12 protein-coding genes are annotated in these 15,662 nt (G+C 37.1%); all 12 read left to right on the forward strand.

Features of this window, described 5'->3' with window-relative positions; all coding sequences use genetic code 11:
* Positions 1–202: 202 nt before the first annotated feature.
* The 12 genes from rplJ to J3T98_RS10400 all read left to right on the forward strand — a co-directional run bounded on the left by rplJ (position 203) and on the right by J3T98_RS10400 (position 15,662).
* Positions 203–700 carry a 50S ribosomal protein L10 gene (rplJ, locus tag J3T98_RS10345; protein WP_065561814.1) on the forward strand — a complete coding sequence of 166 codons (498 nt, stop codon included), beginning with the start codon at positions 203–205 and terminating at the stop codon, positions 698–700.
* 58 nt (positions 701–758) lie between these two features.
* Positions 759–1,127: a 50S ribosomal protein L7/L12 gene (rplL, locus tag J3T98_RS10350; protein ID WP_065561815.1), complete on the forward strand. Its 369-nt coding sequence runs from the start codon at positions 759–761 to the stop codon at positions 1,125–1,127.
* 243 nt (positions 1,128–1,370) lie between these two features.
* Positions 1,371–5,399 carry a DNA-directed RNA polymerase subunit beta gene (rpoB, locus tag J3T98_RS10355; protein WP_065561816.1) on the forward strand — a complete coding sequence of 1,343 codons (4,029 nt, stop codon included), beginning with the start codon at positions 1,371–1,373 and terminating at the stop codon, positions 5,397–5,399.
* A 90-nt stretch (positions 5,400–5,489) separates the two neighbouring features.
* Entirely contained in the window at positions 5,490–9,707 is a 4,218-nt protein-coding gene (gene rpoC, locus J3T98_RS10360; protein WP_065561817.1) for a DNA-directed RNA polymerase subunit beta', read from the forward strand.
* Between the two features lie 80 nt (positions 9,708–9,787).
* Positions 9,788–10,099, forward strand: a complete 312-nt coding sequence (locus J3T98_RS10365) for an antibiotic biosynthesis monooxygenase family protein (RefSeq protein WP_065735208.1) — start codon at positions 9,788–9,790, stop codon at positions 10,097–10,099.
* A 436-nt stretch (positions 10,100–10,535) separates the two neighbouring features.
* Positions 10,536–11,132: a LemA family protein gene (locus J3T98_RS10370; protein WP_065561819.1), complete on the forward strand. Its 597-nt coding sequence runs from the start codon at positions 10,536–10,538 to the stop codon at positions 11,130–11,132.
* Between the two features lie 370 nt (positions 11,133–11,502).
* On the forward strand, positions 11,503–12,429 hold the full coding sequence (locus J3T98_RS10375) for a TPM domain-containing protein (protein WP_267358020.1): 927 nt from the start codon (positions 11,503–11,505) through the stop codon (positions 12,427–12,429).
* A 121-nt stretch (positions 12,430–12,550) separates the two neighbouring features.
* Complete coding sequence (locus J3T98_RS10380; RefSeq protein ID WP_267362800.1) at positions 12,551–13,519, forward strand: TPM domain-containing protein; 969 nt, start codon at positions 12,551–12,553, stop codon at positions 13,517–13,519.
* A gap of 321 nt (positions 13,520–13,840) precedes the next feature.
* A complete protein-coding gene (locus J3T98_RS10385) occupies positions 13,841–14,170 on the forward strand; it encodes a PRD domain-containing protein (protein ID WP_065561825.1) in 330 nt (109 codons plus the stop codon).
* A gap of 45 nt (positions 14,171–14,215) precedes the next feature.
* Entirely contained in the window at positions 14,216–14,584 is a 369-nt protein-coding gene (locus J3T98_RS10390; protein ID WP_065561826.1) for an SFCGS family glycine-rich protein, read from the forward strand.
* Positions 14,585–14,597: 13 nt separating this feature from the next.
* Positions 14,598–14,894, forward strand: a complete 297-nt coding sequence (locus J3T98_RS10395) for a DUF4312 family protein (RefSeq protein WP_065561827.1) — start codon at positions 14,598–14,600, stop codon at positions 14,892–14,894.
* Positions 14,895–14,909: 15 nt separating this feature from the next.
* Positions 14,910–15,662, forward strand: coding sequence for a DUF4311 domain-containing protein (locus J3T98_RS10400; protein ID WP_065735203.1), 753 nt, complete (start codon positions 14,910–14,912; stop codon positions 15,660–15,662).

The raw sequence follows: 15,662 nt of genomic DNA on the forward strand, positions 1-15,662 counted from the left end.
GGTTGGTGTCTGGCCTTAACCAGACCCCGTCCAAGACCGTAGGTGTAATTGATATTTAATTACTTAATCTTCCTACGTAGACGGTGACAGAACCTGATAAGATATAATACAGGCATTCTGCTCATCGTGATTGTGCTAACTACATTTGTAGTTAGTTTAAATAATTCTAGGCTTTGCCTAGTTTAATCCAGGAGCAATACCAATGGCACTAAATCTTCAAAATAAACAAGAAATTGTTGCTGAAGTTAATGAAATCGCCAAAGGTGCGCTATCTGCAGTTGTAGCTGACTCTCGTGGCGTAACTGTAGAAAACATGACTGCATTACGTAAATCTGCTCGTGAAGCTGGTGTTTATATGCGTGTTGTTCGTAACACCTTATTACGCCGTGTTGTTGAGGGAACTCAATACGAGTGCTTAAAAGATTCGTTTGTTGGTCCAACTCTAATTGCATTTTCAAATGAGCACCCAGGTGCTGCTGCGCGTATTTTTAAAGCGTTTGCAAAAGAAAATGATAATTTTGAGATTAAAGCCGCAGCCTTTGAAGGTGAGTTAATTACTGCAGCGAACATTGATCGCTTAGCAACATTACCTACTTATGAAGAAGCATTAGCTCGCTTGATGTCAACCATGAAAGAAGCCGCAGCTGGCAAATTGGTTCGTACTCTTGCAGCGGTTCGCGATCAAAAACAAGCTGCTTAATAGCTCTGTGATTGTGAATTTTATTAATTAAAAAAATGTAAATTTGGGAAACTATATTATGTCTATCACTAAAGAACAAATTTTAGATGCAGTTGCAGAAATGTCTGTAATGGATGTTGTTGAACTTGTATCAATGATGGAAGAAAAATTTGGCGTTTCTGCAGCAGCAGCTGTAGCAGTTGCAGCAGCTGGTCCAGCTGAATCAGCTGAAGAAAAATCTGAATTTGATGTAATCTTAAAAGATGTTGGCGCTAACAAAGTAGCTGTTATCAAAGCAGTTCGTGGTGCAACAGGCTTAGGCTTAAAAGAAGCAAAAGACCTTGTTGAATCAGCTCCAGCAACAGTTAAAGAAGGTGTTAGCAAAGCTGACGCAGATGAACTTAAAAAGGCACTTGAAGAATCTGGTGCAGTTGTCGAACTTAAGTAAGTTTATCAATAGCAAGCTAAACGGCTGGGGGTTTTATACCTCCAGCCTTTTTGCGCTGTAATAAGTCAAATAATTTTATTTGAAGATTATCAATAAAAAGTAATAAAGAAATAATATATTTATTAAGCCTAATCAATTGATATTTATAGATATTTTCGATGAGGTGTCAGGCGTTATCATTTCGTAGTACCCTGATGAATATTTAATCATGCTAAAATAGCAGATAAGCAAGTTGAGGAACTAATGGTTTACTCTTATACCGAGAAAAAACGAATTCGTAAGAATTTTGGTAAGCGTCCACAAGTCTTGGATATACCGTATCTTCTTTCTATTCAACTTGATTCGTTCCAGAAGTTTATTGAGCAAGACCCAGAAGGTCAATATGGCTTAGAAGCCGCATTCCGTTCAATATTTCCGATAAAAAGTTATAGTGGTAGCGCTGAGTTACAATACGTAAGCTTTAAAATGGGCGAACCTGTGTTTGATGTAAAAGAATGTCAAATCAGAGGGATCACTTACTCAGCACCATTGCGCGTTAAATTACGTTTAGTTATTTATGATAAAGATGCGCCAGAAGGAACAGTTAAAGATATTAAAGAGCAAGACGTCTATATGGGCGAAATCCCTTTAATGACGGACAATGGTACTTTTGTGATTAACGGTACTGAACGTGTTATCGTTTCACAATTACATCGTAGTCCAGGTGTGTTCTTTGACAGTGATAAAGGTAAAACGCACTCTTCTGGTAAAGTTTTATATAATGCTCGGATTATTCCTTATCGTGGCTCTTGGCTTGATTTCGAATTTGATCCAAAAGATAATCTTTTTGCTCGTATCGACCGTCGTCGTAAACTTCCAGCAACAATTATTTTACGTGCGTTAGGTTATGAAACTGAAGAAATTTTAGATATGTTCTTCGAAAAAACTATTTTCGAAGTAGGCAAATCAAAATTGAAAATGGAACTTGTGCCAGAGCGTTTACGTGGTGAAACAGCGCTATTTGATATCGAATCTAAAGGCAAAGTTTACGCAGAAAAAGGTCGTCGTATTACAGCTCGTCATATTCGTGAGCTTGAAAAAGATAAAGTAACTAAAATCGACGTTCCAGTTGAATATATTGTAAATAAAGTTTTAGCAAAAAATTATGTTGATGAAGAAACTGGTGAGGTTATTGCTTTTGCCAATACACCAATTTCTTTAGAACTATTACTTGAATTAACCAATGCTGGTTATAAGAAAATTGAAACATTATTCACTAATGATTTAGATCATGGACCATTTATTTCTGAAACATTAAATGTTGATTCAACACGTGATCGATTAGGTGCATTAGTTGAAATTTATCGAATGATGCGTCCAGGCGAGCCACCAACAAAAGAAGCAGCCGAAGCGTTATTTGATAATCTATTCTTCTCCGACGAACGTTATGACTTATCAGCGGTAGGTCGTATGAAGTTCAATCGTTCTTTAGGACGAGACGATATTGAAGGCGAAAGTGTCTTAACAAAAGCTGATATCGTTGATGTAATGAAGAAATTAATCAGCATCCGTAATGGTCATGGTGAAGTTGATGATATCGATCACTTAGGCAATCGTCGCATCCGTAGTGTTGGTGAAATGGCTGAAAACCAATTCCGTATTGGTTTAGTTCGTGTTGAACGAGCTGTAAAAGAGCGTCTATCTTTAGGTGATCTTGATTCATTAATGCCACAAGATATGATCAATGCTAAACCAATTTCAGCGGCAATTCGTGAGTTCTTTGGTTCTAGCCAATTATCTCAGTTTATGGATCAAAACAATCCATTATCTGAAATTACTCACAAACGTCGTATTTCTGCATTAGGTCCAGGTGGTTTAACTCGTGAACGTGCAGGCTTTGAAGTGCGTGACGTACATCCTACACATTATGGTCGTGTATGTCCGATTGAAACGCCGGAAGGTCCAAATATCGGTTTAATTAACTCATTAGCGGTTTATTCACGTACCAATGAGTATGGATTCTTAGAAACGCCATATCGTCGAGTGATTGACGGTGTTGTGACTGATGAGATTAACTATTTATCAGCAATCGATGAAAGTGAGTTTGTTATAGCTCAGGCTAACTCAAATCTTGATGACGATGGTCGCTTTAAAGAAGATTTAGTGACCTGCCGTTTAAATGGTGAATCTGGTTTATATAGCCCGGAACAAGTTCATTATATGGACGTATCAACACAACAAATCGTTTCTGTTGGTGCTTCATTAATCCCATTCCTTGAGCACGATGATGCGAACCGTGCCTTGATGGGTGCGAACATGCAACGTCAAGCTGTACCAACATTAAAAGCAGAAAAACCTTTTGTTGGTACTGGTATGGAACGTGCGGTTGCGGTTGACTCAGGTGTAACTGCGGTTGCTCGTCGTGGCGGTACAGTACAATATGTTGATGCTTCACGTATTGTTATTAACGTTAACGATGATGAAATGTATGCCGGTGAAACAGGTATTGATATTTACAACTTAACTAAATATACCCGTTCTAACCAAAATACTTGTATTAACCAAATTCCATGCGTGGAATTAGGTGAAAAAGTTGAGCGTGGTGATGTACTTGCAGACGGCCCATCAACGGATTTAGGTGAGTTAGCACTTGGTCAAAATATGCGCGTGGCATTTATGCCATGGAACGGTTATAACTTTGAGGATTCTATTTTAGTCTCTGAAAAAGTGGTACAAGATGATCGTTTCACTTCGATTCATATTCAAGAACTATCTTGTGTATCTCGTGATACTAAACTTGGTGCTGAAGAAATTACTGCTGATATTCCAAATGTGGGTGAAGCAGCACTTTCTAAACTTGATGAGTCTGGTATTGTTTATATCGGCGCTGAAGTAAAAGGTGGTGATATTCTTGTTGGTAAAGTAACGCCTAAAGGCGAAACGCAATTAACACCAGAAGAGAAATTACTACGTGCTATTTTCGGTGAAAAAGCATCTGATGTTAAAGATACTTCATTACGTGTACCAAATGGTGTTTCAGGTACGGTTATTGATGTTCAAGTCTTCACTCGTGATGGTGTACAAAAAGACAAACGTGCACTTGAAATTGAAGAGATGCAACTCAAGCAAGTAAGAAAAGACTTAACTGAAGAACTTAAAATTTTAGAAGCAGCATTGTTTGCTCGTATCCGTGATGTATTAATTTCTGGTGGTATTAAAGCAGACAAATTAGATGCTTTACCACGTGAAAAATGGTTAACCATTGGTATTTCTAATGAAAGTAAGCAAGCTCAATTAGAACAACTTGCTGAACAACATGATGAAATCAAAGCTGAATTTAATAAGAAGCTTGAAGCTAAACGAATGAAGATTACTCAAGGTGATGATTTACAACCTGGAGTTCTCAAAATTGTTAAAGTTTACTTAGCAGTTAAACGTCAAATTCAGCCTGGTGATAAGATGGCGGGTCGCCATGGTAACAAAGGGGTTATCTCTAAAATCAACCCAATTGAAGATATGCCATATGATGATAAAGGACGTCCAGTTGATATCGTATTGAATCCACTTGGTGTTCCGTCTCGTATGAACATCGGTCAGATTTTAGAAACTCACTTAGGTATGGCGGCAAAAGGTATTGGTCAGAAGATCGATGCAATGCTAAAAGAACAGCAAGAGTTAGCTAAATTACGTGATTTCATTCAGAAAGCTTATGACCTTGGTTTAGGGGCAGCACAGAAAGTCAATGTTGCTGAATTTACTGACCAAGAAGTGATGACATTGGCACAAAACTTACGTAATGGTATGCCACTTGCTACACCAGTGTTTGACGGTGCAAAAGAGCAAGAAATCAAGTCATTACTTGAGCTGGGTGATTTACCAACTTCAGGTCAAATTACATTGTTTGATGGTCGTACAGGTGAGCAATTTGAACGTCCAGTAACTGTAGGTTACATGTATATGCTGAAATTGAATCACTTAGTTGATGATAAGATGCATGCGCGTTCTACAGGTTCATATAGTCTGGTTACACAACAACCATTGGGTGGTAAAGCTCAATTTGGTGGTCAACGTTTCGGTGAGATGGAAGTATGGGCACTTGAAGCATATGGTGCTGCTTATACTCTACAAGAAATGTTAACTGTTAAATCAGATGATGTGAATGGTCGTACTAAGATGTATAAAAATATTGTAGATGGTGATCATCGTATGGAGCCTGCGATTCCAGAATCATTTAATGTATTATTAAAAGAGATTCGTTCGTTAGGTATTAATATCGAGTTAGATGAAGAGTAATCTTAACTAACTGAAATGATTTCTATTTATAGGGATAACTTATCAGCAATGATAAGTTATCTAATTGGTTTAACTCCATAGGAGTCAATTGTGAAAGACTTACTAAAGTTTCTAAAAGCACAAACTAAAACTGAAGATTTTGATGCTATCAAGATAGGCCTTGCTTCTCCTGATATGATTCGTTCATGGTCTTTTGGTGAAGTTAAAAAACCTGAAACAATTAACTATCGTACGTTCAAACCGGAACGTGACGGATTGTTTTGTGCACGTATTTTTGGACCAGTAAAAGATTATGAATGTTTATGTGGAAAATATAAACGTTTAAAACACCGTGGTGTAATTTGTGAAAAATGTGGTGTAGAAGTCACACAAGCTAAAGTACGTCGTGAGCGTATGGGGCATATTGAGCTCGCATCACCTACTGCACATATCTGGTTTTTAAAATCATTACCATCACGTATTGGTCTATTATTAGATATGCCACTTCGTGACATTGAACGTGTGCTTTATTTTGAATCATTTATGGTTCTTGACGGCGGAATGACAAACTTAGAACGCGGTCAAATTTTAACAGAAGAACAATATTTAGATGCGTTAGAAGAGTTTGGTGATGAATTCGATGCTCGTATGGGTGCCGAAGCAATTCAAGAATTATTACGTAATATCGATGTGCAAGCTGAATGTGAAGCACTACGTGATGAGCTTGAAACTACCAATTCTGAAACTAAGCGTAAAAAACTGACTAAACGTATTAAGATTATTGAAGCATTCATTCAATCAGAAAATAAACCAGAATGGATGATCTTAAACGTATTACCTGTGTTGCCACCCGATTTACGTCCATTAGTACCACTAGATGGCGGACGTTTTGCAACATCAGATTTGAACGATCTATATCGTCGAGTGATTAACCGTAATAATCGTTTAAAACGTTTATTAGATTTGGCAGCGCCAGATATTATCGTACGTAACGAAAAACGTATGTTACAAGAATCTGTTGACGCATTACTTGATAATGGTCGTCGTGGCCGTGCAATTACCGGTTCAAACAAACGTCCATTAAAATCACTTGCCGATATGATTAAAGGTAAGCAAGGTCGTTTCCGTCAAAACTTATTAGGTAAACGTGTTGACTACTCTGGTCGTTCAGTAATCACTGTAGGTCCATACTTACGATTACATCAATGTGGTTTACCGAAGAAAATGGCACTTGAACTATTCAAACCATTTATTTACGGTAAATTAGAGCGTCGTGGTTATGCAACTACCATTAAAGCAGCCAAGAAAATGGTTGAACGTGAAGATGCAATTGTTTGGGATATCTTAGATGAAGTTATCCGTGAGCATCCGGTATTACTAAACCGTGCACCAACACTTCACCGATTAGGTATTCAGGCATTTGAACCTATCCTAATTGAAGGTAAAGCGATTCAGTTACATCCATTAGTTTGTGCGGCATTCAATGCTGACTTCGATGGTGACCAAATGGCGGTTCATGTACCATTAACGTTAGAAGCGCAATTAGAAGCGCGTGCGTTAATGATGTCAACCAACAACATTCTTTCACCTGCGAGTGGTGAACCTATCATTGTTCCTTCTCAGGACGTGGTATTAGGTCTTTACTACATGACTCGTGATAAAGTTAATGCGAAAGGCGAAGGCATGATTTTAACCGGACCTAAAGAAGCAGAAAAACTGTATCGCTTAGGTCTTGTTGAGCTACATGCTAAAGTTAAAGTACGTATTACTGAAAGCCACCGTAATAGTATTGGTGAGTGGGAAGATACAACTTCTGTAGTTGATACTACAGTTGGTCGTGCTATCTTATGGTTAATTATGCCTAAAGGTATGAGCTTCTCTGTCATCAATCAACCACTTGGTAAAAAGGCGATTTCACGAATTTTAAATATTTGTTATCGCCAATTAGGCATGAAAGAAACTGTTATCTTGGCTGACCAAGTAATGTATACCGGATTTGCTTATGCAGCACGTTCTGGTGTATCGGTTGGTATTGATGATATGGAAATTCCAGCTAAAAAATTACAAATCATCAATGAAGCTGAAATTGAAGTTGCTGAAATTCAAGAACAGTTCCAATCAGGTTTAGTTACCGCTGGTGAACGCTATAACAAAGTTATCGATATCTGGGCAGCAGCCAATGAACGTGTTGCTAAAGCGATGATGGATAACTTATCGACTGAAAAAGTGATCAATCATGAAGGTAAAGAAGAAGTTCAATCTTCATTTAACAGCATCTATATGATGGCCGATTCTGGTGCGCGGGGTTCTGCAGCTCAGATTCGTCAGTTAGCTGGTATGCGTGGATTGATGGCAAAACCGGATGGTTCAATCATCGAAACACCAATTACGGCAAACTTCCGTGAAGGGTTAAACGTTCTTCAGTACTTTATCTCGACCCATGGTGCGCGTAAAGGTCTTGCCGATACCGCATTAAAAACTGCGAACTCAGGTTACTTAACTCGCCGTTTAGTTGACGTAGCTCAAGATCTAGTCGTTATTGAAGATGACTGTGGCACGTTAGAAGGCGTAGTGATGACACCAGTTATCGAAGGTGGAGATGTTAAAGAGCCACTTCGTGAACGTGTATTAGGTCGTGTAACCGCGGAAGATGTATTGAAACCAGGTAGTGCGGATATTTTAATTCCTCGTAATACACTACTTGATGAAAACTATTGTGATTTACTTGAAGAAGAATCTGTAGATAGCGTTAAAGTTCGTTCAGTTGTTTCGTGTGATACTGACTTTGGTGTTTGTGCGAAATGTTATGGTCGTGACTTAGCCCGTGGTCACCTAGTAAATAAAGGTGAAGCAATCGGTGTTATCGCTGCTCAATCAATCGGTGAGCCAGGTACACAGTTAACCATGCGTACGTTCCATATCGGTGGTGCGGCATCACGAGCAGCAGCAGAATCAAGTGTTCAAGTTAAAAACAAAGGTAGCATCAAATTATCTAATGCTAAATTTGTAACTAACCCAGATAAGAAACTGGTTATTACATCTCGTAATGCTGAATTAACGATTATCGATGAATTAGGTCGAATGAAAGAAACTTATAAAGTTCCTTATGGTTCGATTCTAACTAAAGGTAATGGTGCAGCGGTTGATGCCGGTGAAACAGTTGCTAACTGGGATCCACATACCATGCCAGTTATCTCTGAAGCGAAAGGCTTTGTTAAATTTGTTGATATGGTTGATGGTCAAACTATCACCCGTCAAACCGACGAATTAACAGGTTTATCATCAATTGTTATTTTAGATGTCGCTGAACGAACAGGTGTTGGTAAAGATTTACGTCCAGCAATCAAGATTGTTGATGCTAAAGGTAAAGATATTTATGTTGCAGGTACAGAGATGCTTGCTCAATATTTCTTACCAGGTAAAGCATTAGTACAATTAGAAGATGGTGCTGAAATCAATGTGGGTGATACACTTGCACGTATTCCACAAGCATCGGTTGGTACTAAAGATATTACCGGTGGTTTACCACGCGTTGCTGACTTATTTGAAGCACGTAAACCTAAAGAGCCAGCAATTCTTGCTGAAATCGATGGTATTATCTCGTTTGGTAAAGAAACCAAAGGTAAACGTCGCTTAATTATCACTCCACTAGATGGTAGTGATCCATATGAAGAGATGATTCCAAAATGGCGTCAACTCAACGTATTTGAAGGCGAACAAGTTGGACGTGGTGATGTGATTTCTGACGGTCCAGAATCTGCACATGACATTTTACGTTTACGTGGTGTTAATGCAGTGACACGTTACATCGTTAACGAAGTTCAAGAAGTTTATCGCTTACAAGGTGTAAAAATCAATGATAAACATATTGAAGTTATTGTTCGTCAGATGTTACGTAAAGCGACAGTTATTCATCCGGGTGGTTCTCGTTTACTTGACGGCGAACAACTTGAAGTTTCACGCTTGAAGATTATTAATCGTGAGCTTGAGGCACAAGGTAAAGAGCCAATTGTTTACTTGCATGATCTGCTTGGTATTACTAAAGCATCACTTACTACTGAATCATTTATTTCTGCGGCATCGTTCCAAGAAACGACTCGCGTCTTAACTGAAGCAGCAGTTGCTGGTAAAAATGATGAGCTTCGTGGCTTGAAAGAAAACGTTATTGTTGGTCGCTTAATTCCAGCTGGTACTGGTTATGCTTATCATAAAGAACGTTTGCGTAAACGTACAATGCCTATTGATGATGAAATTCAACCAACTGTTTCAGCTGAAGAAGCAACAGCTAACTTAGCAGAATTACTCAATTCTGCAGAAGAAAATCAATAGTCAGTAGGACTAAGTTATTAAAATAGCACGTGTAAGCACGTGCTATTTTTTTATGTGTATTTAAAAAAAGGAGTTTTGATATGTATATTGTCATGAACCGATTTAAAGTAAAACGAGGTAGTGAAGAGGCTTTTATTGAAATATGGCGTAATCGAGATACCCATTTAAAAGAAATGAAAGGCTTTAATCGTTTTTATTTTTTGAAGGGGAAAACCGAGGAAAATTATACGTTATTTTCATCATTTGCTGAGTGGGAATCAAAAGCCGATTTCGACGCTTGGGTAAACTCAGAACAATTCAAACATACTCATCGTAATACCGGAAATAGACCAAATAATAACGATATTTACTATGAGCCAGCACAGTTAGAATGCTTTGAAAGTGTATTATAAATAATTATCAAATAATAAACCGCTTATTATAAATTGGTAAAATCTACCTAAATCATCATTAATAAAAGTTTTATGATCAAGAATAAAAATAAGCGGTATATTTTTTATGCGTAAATTAGGATTATACATAGCATGCATTATAAAAATGGCTATAATAATATTGAGTAAATTATCTTAAACGGTGTGGATTAAGCCGACATTAATTTGCAATATAGCCAATTCAATATAAGTGAGTCCACAGATTGATAACTTACATTCCTTGTTTTTTTCAGAGCTTGTTCTTTTTATCGAAATATCGGTATAAATTTGTTAGTGAGATTTAAACTTGAGGTATAAATAAGTGTTTAAAAATCGCAGATAGCTTATTTTAATTCTATTTTTTGATGTATTCATTTGTTAAGCTATCCATAAATTCAACTATTTATAGGAATATACAATGAAATCAAAATTTCTATTATGTGTTTTGGTATTAATTATTGTTGGAGCATTTTTTTGTTTTAGTCGATACAATGATATCCAAACCCGTGACGAAGGTGTAGCAGCTGCATGGTCAGAAGTTGTCAATCAATATAAGCGTCGGGCTGATTTAACTCCAAGTTTAGTTAATACGGTTAAAGGTTATACTACACACGAAAAAGAAGTATTAACTCAAGTGACCGAAGCAAGAAGTAAAGTTGGCTCAATTCAAATTAATGCTGATCAGCTAACCGATCCGGCTTTATTTGCTAAATTCCAACAAGCGCAATCAGAATTAAGTACTGCCTTAAGTCACTTAATTGCTGTCAGTGAAAACTATCCGGATCTTAAAGCCAGTTCACTTTTTCAGGATCTTATGAGCCAGTTAGAAGGCACTGAAAATCGCATCGCAGTTGCCCGAGGACGATATATACAAGCAGTTCAATCGTTTAATATTTATATCCGAAAAATACCAAATAAGTGGATTGCTGGCTTTATAGGTGTAGAACCTAAACAGCAATTTACGGTTGATAATGAAAAAGAAATTTCAAATGCGCCCGCAGTTAACTTTCAATAAATATAATTGTCAAAAAATATTGAGCGTTAAGTTTTCTGTTAATCAACAGTTGGTATCGAACAACTGAAATTCTCTTCCTTTAAGATCGAGTTATGACCATACCTTAACTCGATCACATAGAAATATTGTACAATAAAGCTCTATTGAGTTACCCCAATATAAGACAAATAGTGCCAAATTTCTATGGCAGCAAAACACGATAAAAAAAGCAACTGTTAATAGCAAAATTGTTATCTGGCTATATAATAGTCATTTCTACCTATTGATGTCTTATACTACTTAAACCTAAAATAGAGTCAATTAGCTTTTGATATGCGTTTTTTAAAAGTAATAATATTATTCTATTGCAGGTCATTTTGGTCAAAATATAATGAAAAAATATGTTTTCTTTAGTATGTTGTTAATGCTTAGTTGGTTTAGTTATGGTTTGACTGAAATTCCTGCTTTTAATAACCATATTATCGATACAACCAATACTTTAAGTGCATCGCAAGTCAAGTCTTTAGAATCATGCCTAATTCAATTTGAACACTCGAAAACTGATGGGGCGCAAATAGCGGTTTTGATGATCGCAAAACTCGACAACGAAACCATAGAGCAGTACGCGCAGAGAGTTTTTAACCAATGGAAAATTGGAAGAAAAGGGCTGGATAATGGTATTTTATTGTTAGTAGTAAAAGACGACCGACAGATGCGTATTGAAGTGGGGTATGGGCTTGAAGGCATTGTAACTGATTTAGTTGCTAGCCACATCATTCGGGAACAGTTAGCCCCACAATTTAAGCAAAATAATTATTATCAAGGTATTAATGATGCAATTTCGGTATTAAAAGATGTCACAATAGGTAATGAAATTCATCCAGATAAACAAACCCAGAATAATCATAGAATTGGGTTAAGTGAAATGTTAGATATGTTGTTTAACTGGATTATTCAACAAAGCTGGAAAGTGTTTTCCTTTTTTGTTTGTTTAGCCTTCACGGTTAAATTCGAAAAAAATGTATTTAAACGCATTATCATCACATCACTATCAAATAGTTTATTTATCCTAATTGTAACTTGGTGTGTTCATGGTTTTGGTTACTTATATCTAATCGATGTCGTTTTTATTTTTGGTATAAATTATGTAGTTGCTAACTTGTTATTCATCGCTATCAGTTTTAAAAACGGCACTAGAAGAAGTCGTAGCGGGAGTGGCAGTAGTAGCCGATCTTCATATAGCCATTCGAGTAGTAGTTCCCGATCCGGCGGAGGCGGCGGCCGCAGTGGTGGTGGCGGTGCATCTGGTCGTTGGTAATGAGATGAACAAAGATAATACTCATTAAGTTTTAATAGTAAGATTATGATTCGGCTATATACTAGTTCTAGTTAACCAATGATATCTTGTCTAAACGCTTTATTAAATGGATCGCAATTAAATGTTTGTTGTAAAAAGTAAAATTTTATTTAGCGTTGTTAATCATAAGGCAAAAAATACAATGAAAAGATATTTTCTAAGTAGTTTATTGTTAATATTCAGTTGGTTTTGTTATGGGCTAACTGACATCCCGGAATTTGCACATCGTGTTATCGACACGACTCATACTTTAACCGATTCTCAAAAAGAGTCATTAGAATCAAGCCTAATTGGCTTTGAAAAGCCTCGAACAGATGGTGCCCAGATAGCAGTTTTAATGATTCCCAAACTGGATGATGAAACGGTAGAACAATACGCAGATAGAGTCTTTATTCAATGGAAAATCGGTCGAAAAGGACAAGACAATGGTATTTTATTGCTTATTGTAAAAGACGATAAACTCATGCGAATTGAGGTTGGCTATGGGCTTGAAGGAACTATTACCGACTTAGTGGCCAGTAAAATCATTCGTGAGCAATTAGCACCACAATTTCGACAAAATAACTATTATCAGGGTATTGATAATGCCTTATCTGTGCTGAAACAAAAAATCGATAATCCTGCCCCGAATTGTGAAGATAATGAACAAGGCCTTAGGATTGAACAGTTATTTACAGAAAACTTCGCTTATTATGCGCTGGTGTCATTCGTTATTTGTTTTATACTTGCCAAATTATTGTATCGTAAAGATAAAACCAAACAATGTTTTCGTACTGGTTTATTTAACGCATTATCTGTTGCTGGATACACTCTTTGGCATGTGGAATATATACTTGAGATAGCATTTTTTCTGTTTGTTATAATGTTTGTCGTATTTTTTTTCAGCCTTCTGGTTAGCAACTTTTTAACTCCTGGAGCTGGCGGAGGAGGAAATAGTCACGGAGGAAGTGACGATTTTGGTGATTCTAGCGGTGGTTTTAGCGATAGCGGCGACTTTAGCGGCGGCGGTGGAGGTTCTAGCGGTGGAGGTGGTGCCTCCGGTAGCTGGTAATTTTTAATAAAACGATCTTGGTTATATATCTTCTCCACAAAATTCAGCTTTAACATAAAAACCCAGGTCACCATAAAAAAAGTTGAGGAACGGGGTTTTTTAATATTAATTTAGGGTGTTAATGACGTTTTTAATCGTTTTTAATGATTAAGTTTAAAATCAATTTACTCAATTACTTGTCCAACACGACAATCCTTGTTAGTTACAGAGCTCACTCATCATGACAATAAATTTCCTTTTGCAATAGGAAAAAGTCTCTCTCCACATTGATTGTTATTTCATTTAGGCTAAGTCATCTTATAAATAAACAAGAGAATAATAATGACTATGCCACAATTCCGAATGGTCGAAGATGATTTAGATCCCGAAGTTGTTACTGAGCAAACGATAAAAATCATTAATCATTGGTTAGCTGAGCATCAAATCACTCAAAATGATGTGCAAAAAGCGATGCTGTTATCACATGTTAAAGCGATGGTAGAAAGAGCAAAAACTTTAGAAAAACTCCCCGAAGTCGATCCCACTATATTTGATGAATTATCAGAGCAAGCTTTAGCTCTTTCGCGTAAAACAGTAGAACTATTCAATAATCTTCCAATGGAAGAGGTTTATTTATTGGCTGTTCATTATGAGGTGGCCATGGCCAACTAAACAAGTTACTAGATATAAAAAACGATAATTAATAGGAGAACAATTATGGCTGAAGTAGTCATCGTAATCGGCGATAGAATGGGAAAAGGACAAAAAATTGCAGAAGGAATCAATTCTATTGATGGATGTCGCGCAATTGTTATACCAGGTATGGCCGCCGATATGAAATTAGGTGATGTGATGAATCAAGAAAATGCGGATTTAGGGCTTTCGTTTTGTGGAAGTGGTGGCGCGGGTGCGATAACAGCCCAAAATAAGTATGGTTATTCACAACGACATGGTATGCGTTCGATTGAAGAAGGTGAAACTGCGATTAATGATGGTTGTAAAGTGCTTGGTTTTGGTTTTATGGATACGGTAGAGCTTGGTCAGCGTATCGCCCAAGCATTTTTAAAAAAATACCCTCGTTCTTAAATAGGTTTGAAATATGAAAAAAACTGAGCAGATACAAGTAAGAGTAACCGGGCAAGGGGATTCAAAGCAGCGTGCATTTGCCATAGCCTTAAGTCAAGTGCAGAAACAGGTGCTTAAAAATACGAATAATGTAATGTTACGAATTGAACCCCTAGATATTAGTGTTGTTTCTGCTACAGAAAAGATAACTACAGAACGTTTTTTATTTATCTTTTTACCTAGAAAAAAAGCATTTTATGACATCACTCTTGATGTATCAGTAAATGTTACGTTTATCGATCTAAGCGATATTAAATTTATCTCTAAATAACGTAAAAGGAAAGTCATGGAAATTCTAATTATAGCGTTAAAGTCTATTGTAATTGGTGGACTGTGTGGATTTGGAGTAGGAGCGGGTGCCGCTCGAATGTTTCATGCTCCAACCTATCAAGGTATGGGGGCATTTCGTACCCTAGGTGAGCTCAATTCATGTGAGGGTGATCCAGCTGCTCACTTTTCATTTGGTTTAGGATTCTTTTTTAATGCATGGGCTTCATCAGTTGCTGCGGGTTCATTCACGCAAGATGTTGATCATCGTATTATCCCGAACTGGGGAGCTGCATTATTGATGATAAAGAACCGAAATTTAGCTCAAACGCTACATGATCCTAAGAAAATGGCGTTTGCTTGCGCATTTATCGGTGTGATTGTTGTGTTATTTTTAAATACAACGACATCAGTTATTCCTGATTCATTAAAAATTACGGCAACAAAAGTCCTAGTTCCAGCTGCGAATTTGCTTGTGGCTACAGTGATGCCAGTTATTTTCTGGTTAGCTGCCTTAGATGCTGGTCGAAGAAGTGGTTTTTGGGGCACATTGTTTGGTGGCCTTGCCCAATTAATTATGGGTAATGCAGTGCCAGGATTAGTTCTGGGAATCTTGATTGGCAAAGGTGTAGATGACAGTGGTTGGAATCGAGTAATGAAAATCATGCTTGTTGCAGTAATCATCTTATTTGTCATGAGCGGATATTTCCGTGGTTTTGATATGAAGATGATAAATTCATTTCGAGATGGTTTGTCTTATTGGTTTAAATAA

Origin of the sequence: Gilliamella sp. B2772 (assembly GCF_026536985.1) — a bacterium.
Lineage (GTDB): Bacteria > Pseudomonadota > Gammaproteobacteria > Enterobacterales > Orbaceae > Gilliamella > Gilliamella apicola_E.